At 67.8% G+C, this 17,747-nt stretch carries 18 protein-coding genes and 1 tRNA gene; 10 read left to right on the top strand and 9 right to left on the bottom strand.

Going from position 1 to position 17,747, the window contains the following annotated elements; all coding sequences use genetic code 11:
* Positions 1–25: 25 nt before the first annotated feature.
* Positions 26–1,780, bottom strand: coding sequence for a lipid A export permease/ATP-binding protein MsbA (msbA, locus tag ACPP3B_RS01525; RefSeq protein ID WP_424860124.1), 1,755 nt, complete (start codon positions 1,778–1,780; stop codon positions 26–28).
* 316 nt (positions 1,781–2,096) lie between these two features.
* Between msbA and tolB the strand changes: the two genes are divergently transcribed.
* The 6 genes from tolB (at position 2,097) to ACPP3B_RS01495 (ending at position 6,992) form a co-directional block, all read left to right on the top strand.
* Positions 2,097–3,347 (top strand): Tol-Pal system beta propeller repeat protein TolB, encoded by a 1,251-nt coding sequence (gene tolB, locus ACPP3B_RS01520; RefSeq protein ID WP_299021289.1) that lies wholly within the window; start codon positions 2,097–2,099, stop codon positions 3,345–3,347.
* 53 nt (positions 3,348–3,400) lie between these two features.
* A complete protein-coding gene (gene pal, locus ACPP3B_RS01515; RefSeq protein WP_299021291.1) occupies positions 3,401–3,991 on the top strand; it encodes a peptidoglycan-associated lipoprotein Pal in 591 nt (196 codons plus the stop codon).
* Positions 3,992–3,999: 8 nt separating this feature from the next.
* On the top strand, positions 4,000–4,821 hold the full coding sequence (gene ybgF, locus ACPP3B_RS01510; protein ID WP_299021293.1) for a tol-pal system protein YbgF: 822 nt from the start codon (positions 4,000–4,002) through the stop codon (positions 4,819–4,821).
* An 84-nt stretch (positions 4,822–4,905) separates the two neighbouring features.
* The gene (locus ACPP3B_RS01505; RefSeq protein WP_424859521.1) at positions 4,906–6,018 is read left to right on the top strand and encodes a YeeE/YedE family protein; all 1,113 of its coding nucleotides are present in this window, start codon (positions 4,906–4,908) and stop codon (positions 6,016–6,018) included.
* Complete coding sequence (locus ACPP3B_RS01500; protein WP_299021296.1) at positions 6,015–6,833, top strand: tRNA threonylcarbamoyladenosine dehydratase; 819 nt, start codon at positions 6,015–6,017, stop codon at positions 6,831–6,833. The genes ACPP3B_RS01505 and ACPP3B_RS01500 overlap by 4 nt, the downstream gene beginning before the upstream one ends.
* An 83-nt stretch (positions 6,834–6,916) precedes the next feature.
* Positions 6,917–6,992 (top strand) — tRNA-Lys (locus tag ACPP3B_RS01495).
* A gap of 130 nt (positions 6,993–7,122) precedes the next feature.
* On the opposite strand, the gene murI is transcribed toward ACPP3B_RS01495, so the two are convergent.
* The 3 genes from murI to rpsU form a co-directional block, all read right to left on the bottom strand.
* The gene (gene murI / locus ACPP3B_RS01490) at positions 7,123–7,959 is read right to left on the bottom strand and encodes a glutamate racemase (protein WP_424859520.1); all 837 of its coding nucleotides are present in this window, start codon (positions 7,957–7,959) and stop codon (positions 7,123–7,125) included.
* A 21-nt stretch (positions 7,960–7,980) separates the two neighbouring features.
* Positions 7,981–8,442 (bottom strand): GatB/YqeY domain-containing protein, encoded by a 462-nt coding sequence (locus ACPP3B_RS01485; RefSeq protein WP_424859519.1) that lies wholly within the window; start codon positions 8,440–8,442, stop codon positions 7,981–7,983.
* A gap of 107 nt (positions 8,443–8,549) precedes the next feature.
* Positions 8,550–8,762: a 30S ribosomal protein S21 gene (rpsU, locus tag ACPP3B_RS01480; RefSeq protein ID WP_143901936.1), complete on the bottom strand. Its 213-nt coding sequence runs from the start codon at positions 8,760–8,762 to the stop codon at positions 8,550–8,552.
* A gap of 170 nt (positions 8,763–8,932) precedes the next feature.
* On the opposite strand from rpsU, the gene pap reads away from it, so the two are divergent.
* Positions 8,933–10,435, top strand: coding sequence for a polyphosphate:AMP phosphotransferase (gene pap, locus ACPP3B_RS01475; protein WP_424859518.1), 1,503 nt, complete (start codon positions 8,933–8,935; stop codon positions 10,433–10,435).
* Here the strand turns inward: pap and ACPP3B_RS01470 are convergent.
* Genes ACPP3B_RS01470 through ACPP3B_RS01460 form a run of 3 tightly spaced genes read right to left on the bottom strand, consistent with a single transcriptional unit; the run spans position 10,432 to position 12,914 of the window.
* Positions 10,432–10,746, bottom strand: a complete 315-nt coding sequence (locus tag ACPP3B_RS01470) for a YkgJ family cysteine cluster protein (RefSeq protein ID WP_299021319.1) — start codon at positions 10,744–10,746, stop codon at positions 10,432–10,434. The two genes, pap and ACPP3B_RS01470, sit on opposite strands and share 4 nt — an antisense overlap.
* 27 nt (positions 10,747–10,773) lie before the next feature.
* A complete protein-coding gene (argF, locus tag ACPP3B_RS01465) occupies positions 10,774–11,721 on the bottom strand; it encodes an ornithine carbamoyltransferase (protein WP_424859517.1) in 948 nt (315 codons plus the stop codon).
* Positions 11,718–12,914: an aspartate aminotransferase family protein gene (locus tag ACPP3B_RS01460; RefSeq protein ID WP_424859516.1), complete on the bottom strand. Its 1,197-nt coding sequence runs from the start codon at positions 12,912–12,914 to the stop codon at positions 11,718–11,720. Before ACPP3B_RS01460 ends, argF begins: the two co-directional genes overlap by 4 nt.
* 226 nt (positions 12,915–13,140) lie before the next feature.
* Here ACPP3B_RS01460 and ACPP3B_RS01455 point away from each other — a divergent pair, with 226 nt between their 5' ends.
* The gene (locus ACPP3B_RS01455; RefSeq protein ID WP_424859515.1) at positions 13,141–13,485 is read left to right on the top strand and encodes a DUF3579 domain-containing protein; all 345 of its coding nucleotides are present in this window, start codon (positions 13,141–13,143) and stop codon (positions 13,483–13,485) included.
* Between the two features lie 184 nt (positions 13,486–13,669).
* On the opposite strand, the gene rpsT is transcribed toward ACPP3B_RS01455, so the two are convergent.
* Positions 13,670–13,966: a 30S ribosomal protein S20 gene (gene rpsT / locus ACPP3B_RS01450; RefSeq protein WP_299019597.1), complete on the bottom strand. Its 297-nt coding sequence runs from the start codon at positions 13,964–13,966 to the stop codon at positions 13,670–13,672.
* Between the two features lie 240 nt (positions 13,967–14,206).
* On the opposite strand from rpsT, the gene ACPP3B_RS01445 reads away from it, so the two are divergent.
* Positions 14,207–15,316 carry a fatty acid desaturase gene (locus ACPP3B_RS01445; protein WP_424859514.1) on the top strand — a complete coding sequence of 370 codons (1,110 nt, stop codon included), beginning with the start codon at positions 14,207–14,209 and terminating at the stop codon, positions 15,314–15,316.
* 111 nt (positions 15,317–15,427) lie between these two features.
* Positions 15,428–16,933, top strand: a complete 1,506-nt coding sequence (locus ACPP3B_RS01440) for a DEAD/DEAH box helicase (protein ID WP_299019581.1) — start codon at positions 15,428–15,430, stop codon at positions 16,931–16,933.
* Here the strand turns inward: ACPP3B_RS01440 and ACPP3B_RS01435 are convergent.
* Complete coding sequence (locus ACPP3B_RS01435; protein WP_424859513.1) at positions 16,884–17,738, bottom strand: symmetrical bis(5'-nucleosyl)-tetraphosphatase; 855 nt, start codon at positions 17,736–17,738, stop codon at positions 16,884–16,886. The genes ACPP3B_RS01440 and ACPP3B_RS01435 overlap by 50 nt on opposite strands.
* Positions 17,739–17,747: the final 9 nt, after the last annotated feature.

Raw genomic sequence — 17,747 nt, 5'->3', positions numbered from 1 at the left:
CTGCCCGCACCCGGTCGCGGCGGGGTCAGGTTTCGGGTTCGGTCCCGCTCTCGCCGTCGTCGATCCAGCCCGCACGCCCCCGCGCATGCAGCCGCGCGTACAGGCCCCCGGTGGCCAGCAGCTCGGTGTGGGTACCCTGCTCGACGATGCGGCCCTCTTCCAGCACGACGATGCGGTCGGCGTGCTCGATGGTCGAGAGGCGGTGCGCGATGACCAATGTCGTGCGGCCCGCCATCAGGCGGGCCAGCGCCTCCTGCACCAGGCGTTCGGATTCGTTATCCAGGGCCGAGGTCGCTTCGTCCAAAATCAGTACCGGGGCATCTTTGTAGAGGGCGCGCGCAATCGCCAGCCGCTGACGCTGCCCGCCGGAGAGTTGCGCCGCGTTGTGGCCCACCACCGTATGCAGGCCCTGTGGCAGCGTCGTCCACCAGTCGCCCAGGTTGGCCGCCTCCAGCGCCGCCCGTGCGCGTTGCTCGTCGGGATGGTCGTCGCCCAGCGCCACGTTGGCCAGCACCGTGTCGTTGAACATGACGACGTCCTGGCTGACCATCGCAAACTGTCGACGCAGGCTGCGCAAGTCCCAGTCGCGCACATCCACGCCGTCCAGCCGGACCACCCCCCGGCTGGGGGACACGAAGCGCGGCAACAGGTTGACCAGCGTCGTCTTGCCCGCCCCGGAGGGGCCAACCAGTGCCACCACCTCACCGGGCGCGATGTCGAGCGACACGCCGCGCAGCGCCGCCCCCGGCCGCCCCGCAAACCGCACCCACACCCCCTCCAGCGTGAGGCGACCGCGCGCGCGTCCGCCATCGTGGCCGCCGCCGTGCTGGGCCGGCGCGTACTCGATGAGTTCGATGCCGCGCTCCAGCGCCGCCAGCCCGCGCGTGATCGGGGTCGCGATGTCGGCCAACTGCCGGATCGGGGTGATGAGCATCAGCATCGCCGTCACGAACCCGACGAAGCTGCCCACCGACACGCCGCCGGCGGCCTGGTGCAGCGCCACCATGATGACGGCCGACAGAGCCGTGGCAGCCAGGATTTGCGACAGCGGCGTCATGGCCGCGGCGGCCACCGTGCTCTTGAGCGCCAGCGAACGCAGCGCCCGGTTGAGCCCGGCAAAGCGGCGCTCTTGCTGCGCTTGGGCGCCATGCAGCCGCACCATGCGGTGCGCCAGCACGTTTTCTTCCACCACGTAGGCCAACTCGTCGGTGGCTTGCTGGCTGCGCCGCGTGACTTGGTACAGCCGCCGCGACAGCGCCTTCATGCCCCACGACAGGGGCGGAAACATCGCCAGCACGATCAGCGTGAGCTGCCAGTTGAGCCACAGCAAATAGGCCAGCAGCGCGGCGATCGTCAACACCGTGCGCACCAGCGTCAGCAGCGCGCCGACCAATTGCGCCGCGCCGTTTTGCACTTCGTAGACCACGGTGTTGGAAAGACGGCTGGCGTTTTGATCCGCAAACAGGCGCAAGTCGGCCTCGCCCAGGCGCTCGAACATCGCTTGCCGCAGCGCCAGCATGCCGCCGTTGGCGGTGTAGGCCAGGCCGTATTGCGCCACGAACGTGGCTACCCCGCGCACCGCAAACAGACCGATGAGGGCCACTGGTACCGACCACAGGGGCAGACCGCCGCCGATGAAACCCTCGTCGAGTAGCAGCTTGAGCAGCGCAGGGATGGCCGGTTCGGTCAACGCCGCCAGCAGCGCGCCCACGACCGCCATGACCAGCCCTGCGCGCGCCGGGCGGAAGTATGGCCACAGCCGCCACAGGCGCCGCGCCATGGTTTGCGAGGCCGCAGGGGGCACGGTGGTTTGGGGGTCCGGAGTCGGGTTCGGCAAGGTCGAGCGGATCGGATGCCCAGGCAGGGGCGGGAACTTTCTTGGCGGTGCGACCCACCCAGGATCGTCATCCGCGTTCCGGTATTATCGACCGTGGCCTCGCCACTGCGCGCCGCAGGCACGCGGGCCGTCGTTTTTTAGCTTCGTTTGCTTGTTCATGACGTCCATCCATTCCTCGTTCGTTGGAGCGTCGTTTCGCCCACCGGCAAGCCCGCTGCCGTCCTGCTGCCTGGGGCCCACGCGCCGCCGTTGGTTGGCCATGACTGCCGCCGGTACGCTGGCGGCAGTCAGCGGCTTGGCACGCGCCCAGTTTCGTGTCGAGGTCACCGGCGTGGGCGTGCCGCAGATTCCATTTGCCGTGGCGCCATTTGCCGTGCCCGCGGGCCTGCCGCAGGACGTGGCGGCCATCGTCGCGGCCGATCTGGTGCGCAGCGGGCAGTTGCGCCAATTGCCGGGTGGCACCACGGTGCTGGACGAGATGGCCCGGCCCGATCTCGCGCCCTGGCGTAGTCAGGGAGCGGATGCCCTGCTCACCGGCAGCGTCCGTCGGCTGGCCGACGGACGGTTCGACGTGCGGTTCCGGTTGTGGGACGCGGTGCGCGGCACCGACCTGGGGGGACTGAGCTATCCCGTGGGCGCGGCCGACCTGCGCCTGGCCGCGCACCGCATCGCCGACTACGTGTACGAGAAGCTCACTGGCGAGCGTGGGGTCTTTTCCACCCGCATCGCCTATGTCAGCAAAAACGGCGAGCGCCACCAGCTGTGGGTGGCCGATGCCGACGGCGAGAACGCCCAGCCCGCCTTGACGAGCCGTGAGCCCATCATCTCGCCCGCCTGGTCGCCCAATGGCGCGCAGTTGGCGTACGTCTCTTTCGAGGCGCTCAAGCCTGTGATTTATGCGCACGACATCGCCACCGGTCGCCGGCGGCTGTTGGCGAGTTTTCGGGGCTCCAACAGCGCGCCCGCCTGGTCGCCCGACGGGCGTCGGCTGTACGCCACGCTCACGCTGGCCGGCAGCTCGCAGATCTACGCGCTCGACCTCGACGGCGGCGCGCCGCAACGCATCACGCAAACGGGCGGCATCGACACCGAACCCGCGTTCGCGCCCGACGGCAAGGCGGTCTATTTCGTCAGCGACCGCGGGGGCTCGCCGCAGATCTACCGCATGACCCCCGACGGACGCGAGGTCACGCGCGTCACCTTCGAGGGCAGCTACAACGTCTCGCCCGCGGTCAGCCCCGACGGGCGGCACTTGGCATTCGTTTCTCGCATCGGGGACGCTTTCCGGCTGCGGCTCATGGACCTGTCCAGCGGTACCGTCACGTCGTTGACCGACACCGCCGCCGACGAGAGCCCGAGCTTTGCCCCCAACGGACGCCTCATCATGTATGCCACCCGGGTGCAGGGCCGCGAGTCGCTGATGACGACCACGCTCGACGGTCGCATCAAAACGCGACTGGCTGCCAGCGGCAACGTGCGTGAGCCCGACTGGGGGCCGTTCCCCGCGTGATCTGCTGATTTTTTTCCGTTTCACTTGTTCCCTTCCCATCCACTGTTTCGGCCATGAAATCTCTGTCCACCACGGTTCGTCTTTTCCCGATTCCCCGTCTGGGCGCCGCCCTGCTGGCGGCTGCCGTACTGGCGGGCTGCTCCAGCGTCAAGCTTGATGAAGCAGCGCCGGTCACCGACCGCACGCCAACGCCCGTGAGTCCGGCCGGTGCGGCGGGTGCAGGCGCGGGCTCGGGCGCGGCGGGTGCCTCCGTGGACGGCCGCACCGTGGTGCCGGTGCAAACCTCACAGCCCGGACAGGCCCAGCCGCCCGCCAACGTCGAGCGCGTCATCTACTTCGACTTCGACTCGTACACGGTCAAGCCGGAGTACATGGCGACGCTGGAGGCGCACGCGCGTTTCCTCAATGCCGACCGCCAGCGCCGCGTGGTGCTGGAAGGCCACACCGACGAGCGCGGCACACGCGAATACAACCTGGCCCTGGGCCAAAAACGCGCCGACGCCGTGCGCCGTGCTCTCGCGCTGCTCGGTGTGCAAGAGTCGCAGATGGAGGCGGTCAGCTACGGCAAAGAAAAACCCGCGGTCGAGGGTAGCGGTGAAGCGGTGTGGAGCCGCAACCGCCGCGTCGAGCTGCAATACCGGTGAAGATGGCCATGATGCGTTCGCGCTTTTCGGGTTGCGGCCTGCGCGGTGCCGCGGCGGGTGCGCTGGCCGCGGTTTGGCTCGCCGTCGCCACGCCCGCCCATGCGATTTTCAGCGACGACGAGGCGCGGCGCGCCATTCTGGATTTGCGCGCTCGGCTCGAGGCACAGCGCCAGACGCTGGAGACCCAACGCCAAGCGCTCGAAGCCGCCGAGCGCCAGTTGCAGGAGCTGCGCGCCGGTGGCGACGCCGCGCGGCGGGGCACGCTCGACGTGGTCAACCAAATCGAGGCGCTGCGGCGCGAGTTGGCCGAACTGCGCGGCCAGCAGGAGCGCCTGGCGCGCGACGTGGCCGACGTCCAGCGCCAGCAGCGCGACGCCCTAGCGGCGTTCGATGAGCGGCTGCGCGCACTGGAGCCCATCAAGGTCAGCGTCGAGGGGGTCGAGTTCACCGCCCGCCCGGACGAGAAGGCGGCGTTCGAGGCCGCGATGGCCGCCCTGCGGGCCTCCGAGTTCGCCCGCGCGGCGCAGGCCTACGCGAGCTTTCTGGCACGCTATCCCGACAGCGGCTACGCTCCCCTGGCCCTGTACTGGCGCGGCAATGCGCTGTATGCGGCACGCGACTACGCCGCCGCCATCCAGAGCTATCAGCGGCTGCTGGAGCAGTTTCCCAAACACCCGCGGGCGCCCGAGGCGATGCTGGCCGTGGCCAGCTGCCAGCTCGAGCTCAAGGACGCGAAAGCGGCGCGCGCCACGTGGCAGGCACTCGTCGCGCGCTACCCCGACTCCGAGGCCGCGGCCACCGCACGCGACCGCTTGGCGCGTCTGCGCTGACGCCCTTGCCGCCCGCGCGGCCATGGCGCAGCGCGGCGCCGGACGTGGGGCCGTAGAATCTGGCCCTCTACCGAGCGCAACACCATGGATTCCGCGGCTTTTCAATCCCTGTATCACACCGTTCTCGGGGCAGCGTTCGCCGTCTCGGCCCTGTTTGGTGCCATCGCGCACCGCACCCACTTTTGCACCATGGGCGCGGTCAGCGACATCGTCAACATGGGCGACTGGACGCGCATGCGCATGTGGATCATGGCCATTGGCGTGGCCATGGTGGGGTTTCATGGCATGGCCGCACTCGGGTGGATCGACCCCACACAAACCATTTACTACAGCGGGCGCGTGATTTGGCTGTCGGCCCTCGTCGGTGGCGCGCTGTTCGGCTTTGGGATGGTGCTGGGGTCTGGGTGCGGTAGCAAGACGCTGGTGCGCATCGGCGGGGGGAGCCTGAAGTCCGTCGTCGTGTTTTTCGTCATGGGCGTGGCGGCGTTTGCGACGCTGCGCGGCATCACCGCCGTGCTGCGGGATCGCACGGTGGATCGGGTCGCGTTCGAGATGCAGCCCGGCAGTCCGCTGTCACTCTGGCTGGCAGCGCACCTGGGTTGGTCGGCCACGGCAGCCCTTTGGATCGGTGTCGGTGTGGGGTTTGCGCTCATCGTTTGGGCGGCTTGGGATGACGGCGTGCGCCGCTCGTCCCAGGCGTGGCTCGCCGGTCTGGGCATCGGCGCCACCGTCGTGGCCATGTGGTGGGTGACGGGACATTTGGGCTTCGTGCCCGAACACCCCGAGACGCTGGAGCCCGTCTTCGTGGCCACCAACAGCGGTCGCATGGAGGCGCTCACCTTCACCGCCCCCATCGCCTATACGCTGGACTGGTTGATCTATTTCAGCGACCAAAACAAGGTGCTGAGTCTCGGCGTGGTCTCGGTTCTGGGTGTGGTGGCCGGGGCGCTGGCACACGCACTGGCCACGCGCACCTTCCGTTGGGAGGGCTTCGCGGGCACGCGTGACACCGCGCTGCATCTGGTGGGGGCGCTGTGCATGGGGGTGGGCGGTGTCACCGCCATGGGCTGCACCATTGGGCAGGGCTTGTCCGGTGTCTCGACGCTGAGCCTGACCAGTGTCGTGGCCTTCGCAGGTATCCTGCTGGGTGCCGTCGCGGGTCTGCGGCTCCAGCTGTGGTTGTTGGAACGCGAGTGAGCGCCGAGCCGTCTGCCACCGAGATCGGACAGGGCGCGGCTGACTTCGAACGCCGCTTTGGCGGCTTGCGTCGACTGTACGGGCCGGGTGGGGCGCAGCGCATCTTCGACGCCCACGTGATCGTCGTCGGCATCGGCGGTGTCGGTTCTTGGGCCGCGGAGGCACTCGCGCGCAGTGGGGTGGGGCGCATCACCCTCATCGATCTGGATCACATCGCCGAGTCGAACACCAACCGCCAGATCCATGCGCTCGAGGGCAGCTACGGCCAGGCCAAGGTCGAGGCCATGCGCGCGCGTATCGCCGCCATTCACCCCGGCTGCCACGTGCTGGCGATCGACGACTTCGTCACGCCCGACAACTGGCTCTCGTTGCTGGCGCACGCTCGTGCGCAGCAAGGCATGCAGGGGCCGCTGGCCGTCATCGATGCCTGCGATCAGATGGCGGCCAAAGTCACGCTGGCCGCCTGGAGCCGGGATGAGCACGTGCGGTTCGTGACCGTGGGCGCGGCCGGCGGCAAGCGTCGGGGCGAGCAGGTCGAAATCGCCGACATCGCGTTCGCCACCCACGACCCCCTGCTGGCGCAGCTGCGGCAACGCCTGCGCAAGGCGCACGGCGCGCCGCGCCAGGGTGCCATCGGGGTGACCGCGGTTTTTAGCCGCGAGGCCGTGCGGCCACCCGATGCTGCCTGCATGGCGGCAGGGATGCCGGACGGCTCGCTCAACTGCCACGGCTACGGCTCTAGCGTGGCGGTCACCGCTACCTTTGGCCTGTGCGCCGCGGGTTGGGTGATGGATGCCATCGCGAGCGATGCCTGAGCGCCTTACGCGGCAAAAACGCTTGAAATTGTTGCTATAATGTGAGCTTTCGCGCGGTGCAGTAGAGAGCTGTCGCGAATGATGGGTCGTTAGCTCAGTCGGTAGAGCAGCGGACTTTTAATCCGTTGGTCGCAGGTTCGAATCCTGCACGACCCACCAGATAAATCAAAGGGTTGCGCAACGTTTCCCGTCGGCTGCGGGTTTCTTGCGTGTCCAAGCTGTGACCGACGCCCTGTTTACCCGGGTGAATTGGTTGCTGCCGTGAAGGTCAGATCCCAGAAAGATCCGCTCAGGGCTCGGCCGTATTCTCCCCCACCAAGCGCTCGGGCTGTGTGTCGCTGCCCCACAGCCGGGCGATCACAGTGCCGGTCTGCGTGAGGTCCCCGCTGGTCCAAAAGCGCACCATTCCCCCTCGTGGGCGGGAGTTGAGTAGCCCGGCTTCGGTCAGCCGGCGCGCCAGTTCACGCGCCACGGCGGGGGCGGGGTCGAGGATCGCGACGGACGGACCCGCGATGCGTTGAATGACGGGCAGCAAGAACGGGTAGTGGGTGCAGCCCAGCACCAGGACGTCGGCACCGGCATCCAGCAGCGGTTGCACGCGGTCGGCCACGGCCGCTTCGGTATCGGGACCGTCCAGTTCGCCGCGCTCGACGCGCTCGACCCAGCCGGGACAGGCTTGGCGCAGTACCTGCACACCCGCCGCGTACTCGGCGATGAGGCGGGTCAGCCCTGGGCTGGCGACCGTGTTGCGCGTGGCCAGCACGCCAATGACGCCGCTGCGCGTCAGCGCAGCCGCGGGTTTGACGGCCGGCTCGATGGCCACCAATGGCCACCCGGGGTGCTGCGCGCGCAGGGCCTGAATGGACAGGCCCGTGACGGTGTTGCAGGCCACCACGACCGCCTTGCACCCCGCACGCCGCAGTTGCCGCAGGATGTGTTCAGCCCGCGCCTGTACGAAAGCTGGAGGCTTGTCGCCATAGGGCGCATGGCCCGAGTCGGCGACGTAGATGAGGTCTTCGCCGGGCAGCAGGCGGTGGATTTCGCGCAGTACCGACAAGCCACCGACGCCGGAGTCGAAGACGCCAATCGGGGCCTCGGCGGGCGCGAGGTCGGGAGCCGTCGTCATGGACGGTGGGGGGCGGGCGGTTCAGCCAGCCAGCGCGCCCTTGACCGCAGCGGATACCTGCGCCATGTCGGCCTGCCCGGCGAGCTCGGCTTTGGCCAGCGCCATGACTTTGCCCATGTCCGTGGGCGTGGGCGCGCGGCCCAAATCGGCCGCGACACGGGCGACGATGTTCTGGACGGCAGCGGCAATCGCCGCGGCATCCAGTCGTGCGGGCAGGTAGGCTTCCAGCACGGCGGCTTCGGCGCGTTCTTGGTCCGCCAGATCGGTGCGACCCGCTTGTTCATAGGCGGCGATCGAGTCGCGGCGCTGCTTGAGCAACTTGTCCACCACCGCGACGACGCCGGTGTCATCCAGCGTGGTGCGCTCGTCCACTTCCTTCTGCTTGATGGCGGCCAGCAGCAGTCGGATGGCGCCCAGGCGCGCGCTGTCTTTGGCGCGCATGGCGGCTTTCATGTCGTCGGTGATGCGGTCTTTCATAGACATGGCAGGGTCGCTCCGTATCAGCGGTGTCGATACCAATACGCAAGCCCGCCGGAGCGTCCTCGGGCGGGCTTGGGGGTCGGCGCAAGCCGAGTGGGGTGGCGCCCCGTTCAGTACAGGCGCTGCGGCAGCTGTTGCGAGCGCACACGCTTGAGGTGGCGCTTGATAGCGGCTGCCTTTTTGCGCTTGCGCTCGGCGGTGGGCTTTTCGTAGAACTCGCGGGCGCGCAGCTCGTTGAGCAGGCCCAGCTTTTCGATCGTGCGCTTGAAGCGGCGCAGGGCGACGTCGAACGGTTCGTTGTCTTTAACGCGGATGGTGGTCATTGGCCAATGGTTTCCGAAAGTGCGCCAGGGGCCGCACGTGGGGAAGATCAGACCCGACGGGGCTTGCCTGGCAAGGGTTCCTCGTCGACAAGGTGATCACGGCAGACGAGGCTTTGCCAGCAAAGACCAGTATTATAGCAAGATCCATTTGGGCAGAGGAGGGCTCGAGGATGTTCGATTCGGCCGAGATCGGTCACCGCATCGATCGCGCGACCTACAAGGCAGAGGTGCCGGCCTTGCGCGCCGCATTGCTCGACGCCCAATATGAGCTGTTGCGCCGTGCCGATCGGGCGGTGGTGGTGCTCATCAACGGTGTCGATGGGGCAGGGCGCAGCGAGACGGTCAACACGCTCAATGCCTGGATGGACCCGCGCCACATCCGCACGGAGGCGTTCGATGCCATGACGCCGGAGGAGCGCCGCTGGCCCGAGATGTGGCGCTTTTGGCAGGTGTTGCCGCCCAAAGGGCGCATCGCCATGCTGTTCGGCTCATGGTACACCGACCCCATCCTAGCACGGGTGATGGGTGACGACGACGCCGACCGGTTTGTGCACCGGCTCGAGCGCATTCGCCAGTTCGAGCGCATGCTGGTGGCCGAGGGGGTGGTGCTGGTCAAGTTCTGGTTCCATCTGTCCAAGAAAGCAGCCAGGCGGCGCTTGAAGGATTTGGCGGCCGACCCTCGCACGGCGTGGCGCATTGGCCCGCGCGAGCGCGAGCACCTGAAGCACTACGACGAATTCATCGAGGCCAGCGACGAAGCGTTGCGCAAGACAAGCCTGGGCGAGGCACCCTGGATCGTGATCGAGGGCAGTGACGTGTGCTATCGCGAGCTGACCGCCGGGCGGCATCTGCTGTCGGTGCTGCAGCACACGGCCAAGCCAGCCCCGCCCACGCCGCCCCTGCCGCCCAGCGTGATCGAGACGGGCACGGATGACGTGACGTTGCTGCGGGCGCAAGACTACAGCCGGCGCCTGCCGCGCGAGCGCTACGACCGGTTGCTCGAGCGCTGGCAGGGCCGCTTGAATCTGCTCAGCCGCGACGCGCGCCTGCGCGAGCGCTCGCTGGTGGTGGTGTTCGAAGGCATGGACGCGGCGGGCAAGGGCAGCACCATCCGGCGCATCACGCAAGCGCTCGATGCACGCTTTTATCGGGTGGTGCCGGTGGCCGCGCCGAACGAAAACGAGCGCGCCCAGCCCTATCTGTGGCGCTTCTGGCGCTACATTCCGCCCCATGGTCGGGCGGTCATCTTCGACCGCTCCTGGTACGGCCGGGTATTGGTGGAGCGGGTGGAGGGCTTTTGCAGCGAGGCCGACTGGATGCGCGCTTACGGCGAGATCAATGCCTACGAGGAGGAGCTGGCCGAGGCGGGCGTGATCATCGTCAAGTTCTGGCTGGCCATCACGCCTGAGGAGCAGCTTCGGCGCTTTCGCGAGCGCGAGACGACACCGCACAAGCAGTTCAAGATCACCCCCGAGGATTGGCGCAACCGGGAAAAGTGGCCCGCCTACGAGCGCGCGGTGCAGGACATGGTGGATCGCACCTCGACCCGGGTGGCGCCATGGCACATCGTGGCGTCGGACGACAAGCTGTGGTCACGCATCGAGGTGCTGCGCACGCTGTGTCAGCAGGTCGAGGCGGCGTTGCAGCGGCAGCCGCGCAAGCACGGGGTCTAGCCGTCCGCAGCCAGGGCGGGCAAGCCATGCCGCGCGCGGGCCCGCGCGCACGCGTCGCTGCCGGCCTCGAACTCGCGGCACGGTGACGGGCGCCACTCGTAGATGGCACAGGCGACGCGCTCGCCGAGTGTGCCCGTCAGCGCCGCACAGCGCGGTGGCCAGTGATCGGTGCCGCGCATGCGCACCGTGGCACCTGCCACCTCCACCACCAAGCCATCGGGGACACTGCCGCCGCACGAGGCGGTTTCGTAAACGGAGAAGTCGACGCGAAAATGGGCGCAGCACGCGCCACAGCGCAGGCAGTCGCTCATGGGCGTCCGATGGGGGCGACGGGTGTTTCAGGCCAGGCGGCCCAGCAGCAAATACTCCATCAAGGCCTTTTGCACGTGCATGCGGTTTTCGGCTTCGTCCCAGACGACGGACTGAGGTCCATCGATCACCTCGGCCGCGACCTCTTCGCCGCGGTGGGCGGGCAGGCAGTGCATGAACAAGGCGTCCGGCTTCGCCACCGCCATCATGGCCGGGGTCACGCACCAGGCGGCAAACGCTTGCTTGCGCACCTCGTTTTCGGCCTCGAAGCCCATGCTCGTCCACACGTCGGTGGTGACCAGGTCGGCGCCACGGCAGGCGTCCATCGGGTCGTCGAACACCTGCCAGAAGTCGCCCGGCGGCACACCGGCCACCGCGGGGTCGACCTCATAGCCGCGGGGCGTGCTGATGTGCACGCGAAAGCCCAGAATCTGCGCCGCTTGCAGCCAGGTGTTGGCCATGTTGTTGCCGTCGCCCACCCAGGCCACGGTGATGCCGCGCAGCGCCGCGGGGTCGATCGAGCCGTCGGCACGTCGGCCGCGGTACTCCAGCCAGGTGAACAGATCGGCCAGGATCTGGCAGGGGTGAAACTCGTTGGTTAGCCCGTTGATGACGGGTACGCGCGAGTGTGCGGCAAAGCGCTCGATCTTGCTTTGCTCGAAGGTACGGATCATGACGAGGTCGACCATGCGGCTGATGACGCGCGCGGTGTCCTCGATGGGCTCGCTGCGGCCAAGCTGGCTGTCGCCCGTGGTCAGGTGCACGACGGAGCCACCCATCTGGTACATGCCCGCCTCGAAGCTCACGCGCGTGCGCGTGCTCGCCTTCTCGAAGATCATGGCCAACGTGCGGTCGGGGTCGGCAAATGGCTGGTAGCGTTCGACCGCCTTGAACTTGTGCTTGACGAACGCCGCGCGCACGAACAAATACGCGTATTCGTCGGCGGTCAAGTCCTTGAACTGCAGGTAGTGTTTCATGCGCTCGTCTCGTTCAGGAAGGCCCGCACCTGCGGCACCAGTTTGGCCACGATTTCGTCGGCTTCGGCGTGCGTCAGAATCAACGGCGGCACGAGGCGGATCACCCGCTCGGCCGTGACCGACAGCAACAGGCCGGCCCGCGCACACCGCTGCACCAAGTCGCCGCACGGGCGGTCCAACTCGATGCCCAGCATCAGCCCTTTGCCGCGGATCTCGCGCACGCCCGGCACCCCGTGCAGCGCCGCCCACAGTTGGGTGTGCAGATGGGTGCCGACCTTGGCCGCGTTGTCCAGCAGCCCCTCGTCTTCCATGATGCGGATCGTCTCCAGCCCCGCGCGCATGGCCAGCGGGTTGCCGCCGAACGTGGTGCCGTGGTTGCCCGGCTGAAAAATGTGGGCTGCCTTGGGGCCCGCAACCACCGCGCCGATGGGCACACCCGAGCCCAGCCCTTTGGCCAGCGGCATGACATCGGGCCGGATGCCGGCCCATTGGTGCGCGAACCATTTGCCCGTGCGCCCCATGCCGCACTGAACCTCGTCGATCATGAGCAGCCAGTCGTGCTCGTCGCACAGCGCGCGCACGCCGGCCATGTATTCCGGCGACAGCGGGTGGACACCGCCTTCGCCCTGGATCGCCTCGAAAAACACCGCCACCACGTTGGGGTTGCCCGCGGTGGCCGCGCGCAGGGCATCAAGGTCGTTGATGGGCACGCGGATAAAGCCCTCGACCAGCGGCTCGAAGCCCGCTTGCACCTTGGGGTTGCCCGTGGCCGACAGGGTGGCGATCGAGCGGCCGTGGAAGGCTTTTTCGTATACGACGATTTGGGGGCGATCGATGCCCTTGTCGTGGCCGAACTTGCGCGCGAGTTTCAGCGCCGCCTCGTTGGCCTCCAGCCCAGTGGAGCAGAAGAACACCTTGTCCAGCCCGCTGCGCTCGCACAGCGCGGCGGCCAGCGGCTCGGTCAGCGGGTGGTGGTAGTAGTTGCTGATGTGGATGAGTCGCTCGACTTGCTCTTGCAACGCCTTGACCAGGCGCGGGTGGGCGTGGCCCAGCGTGTTGACCGCGATACCCGCCAGCGCGTCGAGGTACTCGCGGCCCTCCACGTCCCAGACACGACAGCCGCGCCCATGCGACAGCATGATGGGCACGCGGGCGTAGGTGGACATCACGTGGGGTTCGGCAGGAGCGTTCATGGGCGTGCGGGTTTTGATTTGGGGTGAGAAATGCCAGCGGGCCAACGCTGGATTCTAGTTCTTGTCTCTGCAGCGGGGTTGCCGTCGGGTGCGTCAAGTCTTATATAAGATACAATACTTGTCAGGCGACGGGAGCGATCCTCGCGTTGCCGCGGCCCCCGCGCGGGAGCCGAAGTCCACCCCAACCATGGCCGCTTGCCCACCGGCAAGGGGCCCATTCAGCGCGATGGTCACGCCCAACGCCCAACAAGTCTTCATCCAGGGGGTCACCCGCAGTGGCCGGACGTTTCGTCCCAGCGATTGGGCCGAGCGGCTGGCGGGTGTCATGAGCCCGTTTCATCCCCAAGCCGGGCAGGGGCCTGGCGGGCACCTGCGCTATTCGCCTTGGGTGATTCCCACCGTCGTCAATGGCATCAAGTGCGTGGTCGTCGACCGGGCGTTGCGCGATTACGACGTGCGGGCATGGGACTTCGTGATGGGGTTCGCGCGCGACAACGACTTGGTCGTGACCGAGGCGTGCCTGCTGCCCGAGGCGCCGTCGACCGAGTCGTCGGCGGGGCGTTCGCGCTGACGCGGGCGTGGGGGATGCGCGCCGCGGCGGCGGGTGCGCGAGCGACCCTCCCAATGGAAACAGGCCGCCGGGCTGTCGCCTCGGCGGCCTGTTCGGTGCGGCTTTGCTGGCAGCGCACCCGGTCCAAACGGCGGATGGGCGGTGGCTGGCGGCCACCGGCATCCGGGCGGGGGGTGTGTCGCCGTCAGGCGGCAGCGGTGGCCAGGGCCTTGACCTTCGCCGACAGGCGGCTCTTGTCGCGGGCGGCCTTGTTTTTGTGGAAGATGCCTTTGTCGGCGATGGTGTCGACGATCGACTGCATCTGGGCGAACAGCGCGGTCGCCTGGGCCTTGTCGCCAGCGGCGACGGCCTTCTCGACCTTCTTGATCGCGGTGCGGTAGCGCGAGCGCAGCGAGCTGTTGTGCGCGTTCAGCTTGGTGTCTTGACGGGCGCGCTTGCGGCCGGAGGCCAAGCGCGGGGACTTTTTGGATTTGCTTGCCATGAATCGTTTCCTGTGGGGTTGGTGGATGTTGCCAGCAAAGTCCTCCATTATAAGGCGCGCAAGAATTTCTTGGGGCTGGCGTTTGCGCCGAAGCGCAAGCATTCATCGATTGACCGAAGTCAAGTGGGTGCAAGCTTGTTCGGGCATACTTCGACGCGCGCGTGGATCTCGAGAGTGGTCGGTGCGTGCCGTGCCGTCCGAGATCCGGTTCGTCCATCGTTTGCGTTTTCCGATTTCGCCATGTCTGTGACCTCCAACGTGTCCGCGCCCGAGGCGTCCCAACCCATTCCTCCGGGGCAGCCGCTGCCCCACCGCAAGGTCATCCGCAGCTGGATCACACCGCTCGGCGAGCGCCGCACGGCCATCGCCATCGCCTTGTTGCTGCTGGATTGGGCCATCTTCGCGGCGTTGATCGCGGGGACGATCGTGTTTGAGGCGTGGTGGGCCAAGCTGTTGTGCGGGTTGGCTGCGGGCTTCGTCATCGGGCGGCTGTTCATCATCGGGCACGACGCCTGCCACCAGAGCTACACGCCGCACCGCGGCTTGAACAAGGTGCTGGGTCGCATCGCGATGATTCCGTCGCTGACGCCCTACAGCCTGTGGGAGGTCGGCCACAACGTGGTGCACCACGGCTACACCAACCTCAAGGGAGTGGACTTCGTCTGGGCGCCGCTGACCAAGGCCGAGTTCGACGCGCTGTCGCCCGGCCGCCGTCTGCTGGAGCGTATCTACCGCAGCGGCTGGGGCCCCGCGCTGTACTACTTCATCGAGATGTGGTGGCTGCGCATGTTCTTCCCGCGCAAGACCTATATGGGCACGCGCCGGCCTGAGTTCTTCTGGGATGGCGTGTTCGTGCTCGGCGTCGGGCTGCTGTGGATCGGCGGCATGGTCTGGGCGGCGCTGGCCACGGGGCAGTCGGTGTGGCTGCAGGTGGTCATGGGCTTCGTGGTGCCCTTCGTGTTCTGGAACGCGATGATCGGCTTCGTGGTGTACGTGCACCACACCCACCCGGCGGTGCAGTGGCACGACGACAAGGCCGCCTGGGCCAAGGCGGCGCCGTTCGTGTCCACCACGGTGCACCTGGAGTTCCCGCTACGCGTCGGTGCGCTGATGCACCACATCATGGAGCACACGGCGCACCACGTGGACATGAGCGTACCGCTGTACAAGCTCAAGCAGGCCCAGAAGAAGCTGGAGGACATGCTGCCCGGCCGCATCATCATTCAGCGCTTCAGCTGGCGCTGGTACTTCGATACGGCACGCCGCTGCAAGCTGTACGACTTTACGCGCCGCTGCTGGACCGACTTCCAGGGCCGCCCCACCAGCGATCCTGCACCATCGTACGCCTGAGTGGTGGGCCGGACGTTGTCGCTGCGCAGCAGCCATCGGCCACGGGGGCGCCGGCCGCCATGGCATGGCGCATTTGGCGCCGCCTGTGATGCGGTGCGACAATAGCGCCCGATGACGCACGCTTTTTCCGAATTGAATCTGGCCGATCCCCTGGCGCGCGCCGTGGCCGAGATGGGCTATACGGCGATGACGCCCATACAGGCGCAGGCCATTCCCGTCGTGCTGCAAGGGCGCGACGTCATGGGCGCCGCGCAGACCGGCACCGGCAAGACGGCGGCGTTTTCGCTGCCGTTGCTGCAGCGGCTGTTGCGCCATGCCAACACCTCCACATCGCCGGCGCGCCATCCGGTGCGCGCGCTGGTGCTGCTGCCCACGCGCGAGCTGGCTGACCAGGTGGCGCAGCAGATCAAGCTCTACGCCAAATACACCCCGCTGCGCTGCGCCGTGGTGTTCGGCGGCATGGACATGAAGCCACAGGTGGAAGAGCTGCGCAAGGGCGTAGAGGTCTTGGTGGCCACGCCTGGCCGCTTGCTCGACCACATCGAGGCCAAGACGGCCGTACTCAACCAAGTCGAGTATGTGGTGCTGGACGAGGCGGACCGGATGCTCGACATCGGGTTTTTGCCTGATCTGCAGCGCATCTTGTCGTACCTGCCCAAGCAGCGCACGACGTTGCTGTTTTCGGCCACCTTTTCGCCGGAGATCAAGCGCCTGGCGGCCAGCTACCTGCAAGACCCGGTGGTCATCGAGGTCGCGCGTGCCAACACCACGGCCTCGACCGTGGAGCAACGCTTTTTCCGCGTCGAGGAAGAGGACAAACGCCAGGCGCTCAAGCAGCTCTTGCGCGAGCACCAGGTGACGCAAGCGTTTGTCTTCGTCAACAGCAAGCTGGGCTGCGCGCGACTGGCGCGTGCGTTGGAGCGCGACGGGTTGCGGGTGGCCGCACTGCACGGCGACAAGAGCCAGGACGAGCGCCTCAAGGCGCTGGACGCGTTCAAGCAGGGGCAGGTCGATCTGTTGGTGTGTACCGACGTCGCCGCGCGCGGGCTCGACATCAAGGATGTGCCGGCGGTGTTCAACGTCGACATCCCGTTCAACGCGGAAGATTACGTTCACCGTATCGGCCGCACGGGTCGCGCCGGTGCCTCGGGGTTGGCGGTGTCGTTCGTGAGTGCCAAGGATGCCCGTCTGCTGGCCGAGATCGAAAAACTCATCGGCCGCAAGGTCGAGGTCGAGCCGTTGGACATCGACGACGAGCGCCGCTCCCGTGCGCGGCCGCCGCGCAGTGCCGAGGGGGCGCGCGCAGCGGCCTCGGCGCCCGCTCTTGCGGAGCCGACACGCGAGAGGATTACGTCTGGACCGGCAGCCGCGCGCCCGGCGCGTGCGGCGTCGACGCGCCGTGCCCCCGCCGATCCGCTGCTCGACCAGCCCTATGAGCCATCGCTGCCGCCGGACGTCCGTCCGGATTGGGAACAACCCGTCAAGGCACCGGCGCCGAAGGGTTTGTCCGCGTACATCCGACCCAAGCGCAAAGTGGCAGCGCTGTTGCGCGTCCCGCAGGCAGTCGCTAGCCCTCCCGCCCCGGCACCCGCGCCTGCGGACACGGTATCTGGATGATTTCCACACCAGCGGCGGTTCCCGGTGGTGTGTCGTCGGGCAGCCGTGCGGCGCTCAACGAACCTCCCCACACACAGCCCGTGTCCAGCGCCAGTAGGTCGGGCCGCTGCAGCAGGCCCAGCGTGGACCAGTGGCCGAACGCGATTGGGGTATCGGCGCTGCGCCGCCCCGGCACGTCGAACCATGGTACATAGCCCGGGGGCGCGTCGGCGGCGCCATCCTTGGTCGCAAACTCCATGTGTCCGTCGGGCGTACAAAAACGAAGCCGGGTCAGCGCGTTGACGATGACGCGCCAGCGTGCGGGCCCGTGCAGCGTGTCGTCCCAGGCGGTGGGCGTGTTGCCATACATTTGGCGCAGCCACTCGGCCACGTCCGCACCGCGCAAGACCTGCTGCACCTCGGCTGCCAGTGCCAGCACTTGCTGCGCCGTCCAGGCGGGCAGCACGCCCGCGTGCACCAGCAGCCAGCCGCGCTCCATCAACGCCAACGGCCGCTGTCGCAGCCAGTCCAGCAGCGCTGCACGGTCGGGGGCGTTGAGGATGGCGTCCAGCGTGTCGCTGCGGTGCGGCACGCGCACCCCGGCCGCCACTGCCAGCAGATGCAGGTCGTGGTTGCCCAGCAGGGTGTCGGCCGCGTCGTCGAGCGCGCGCAGCCGCCGCAGCACGGCCAGCGAGTCGGGGCCGCGGTTGACCGCATCGCCCAGTAAGACGAAGCGATCGCGGCTCGGTGAAAAGCCCACCTCCGCCAGCAGCTGCCCCAGCGCGGCGTCACACCCCTGGACATCGCCAATCAGGTAAAGTGCCATCGGACAGAT

The organism is Tepidimonas sp. HKU77, from assembly GCF_049728535.1.
Taxonomy (GTDB): domain Bacteria; phylum Pseudomonadota; class Gammaproteobacteria; order Burkholderiales; family Burkholderiaceae_C; genus Tepidimonas.
This window is presented reverse-complemented; position numbering and strand designations above follow the sequence as displayed.

What these genes read in the sequence shown, in the direction of transcription:
- msbA (WP_424860124.1), bottom strand. Translation starts at nt 1,780, where the DNA reads ATGGCGCGGCGCCTGTGGCGGCTGTGGCCATACTTCCGCCCGGCGCGC.
- tolB (WP_299021289.1), top strand. Translation starts at nt 2,097, where the DNA reads ATGACTGCCGCCGGTACGCTGGCGGCAGTCAGCGGCTTGGCACGCGCC.
- pal (WP_299021291.1), top strand. Translation starts at nt 3,401, where the DNA reads ATGAAATCTCTGTCCACCACGGTTCGTCTTTTCCCGATTCCCCGTCTG.
- ybgF (WP_299021293.1), top strand. Translation starts at nt 4,000, where the DNA reads ATGATGCGTTCGCGCTTTTCGGGTTGCGGCCTGCGCGGTGCCGCGGCG.
- ACPP3B_RS01505 (WP_424859521.1), top strand. Translation starts at nt 4,906, where the DNA reads ATGGATTCCGCGGCTTTTCAATCCCTGTATCACACCGTTCTCGGGGCA.
- murI (WP_424859520.1), bottom strand. Translation starts at nt 7,959, where the DNA reads ATGACGACGGCTCCCGACCTCGCGCCCGCCGAGGCCCCGATTGGCGTC.
- ACPP3B_RS01485 (WP_424859519.1), bottom strand. Translation starts at nt 8,442, where the DNA reads ATGTCTATGAAAGACCGCATCACCGACGACATGAAAGCCGCCATGCGC.
- rpsU (WP_143901936.1), bottom strand. Translation starts at nt 8,762, where the DNA reads ATGACCACCATCCGCGTTAAAGACAACGAACCGTTCGACGTCGCCCTG.
- pap (WP_424859518.1), top strand. Translation starts at nt 8,933, where the DNA reads ATGTTCGATTCGGCCGAGATCGGTCACCGCATCGATCGCGCGACCTAC.
- ACPP3B_RS01470 (WP_299021319.1), bottom strand. Translation starts at nt 10,746, where the DNA reads ATGAGCGACTGCCTGCGCTGTGGCGCGTGCTGCGCCCATTTTCGCGTC.
- argF (WP_424859517.1), bottom strand. Translation starts at nt 11,721, where the DNA reads ATGAAACACTACCTGCAGTTCAAGGACTTGACCGCCGACGAATACGCG.
- ACPP3B_RS01460 (WP_424859516.1), bottom strand. Translation starts at nt 12,914, where the DNA reads ATGAACGCTCCTGCCGAACCCCACGTGATGTCCACCTACGCCCGCGTG.
- ACPP3B_RS01455 (WP_424859515.1), top strand. Translation starts at nt 13,141, where the DNA reads ATGGTCACGCCCAACGCCCAACAAGTCTTCATCCAGGGGGTCACCCGC.
- rpsT (WP_299019597.1), bottom strand. Translation starts at nt 13,966, where the DNA reads ATGGCAAGCAAATCCAAAAAGTCCCCGCGCTTGGCCTCCGGCCGCAAG.
- ACPP3B_RS01445 (WP_424859514.1), top strand. Translation starts at nt 14,207, where the DNA reads ATGTCTGTGACCTCCAACGTGTCCGCGCCCGAGGCGTCCCAACCCATT.
- ACPP3B_RS01440 (WP_299019581.1), top strand. Translation starts at nt 15,428, where the DNA reads ATGACGCACGCTTTTTCCGAATTGAATCTGGCCGATCCCCTGGCGCGC.
- ACPP3B_RS01435 (WP_424859513.1), bottom strand. Translation starts at nt 17,738, where the DNA reads ATGGCACTTTACCTGATTGGCGATGTCCAGGGGTGTGACGCCGCGCTG.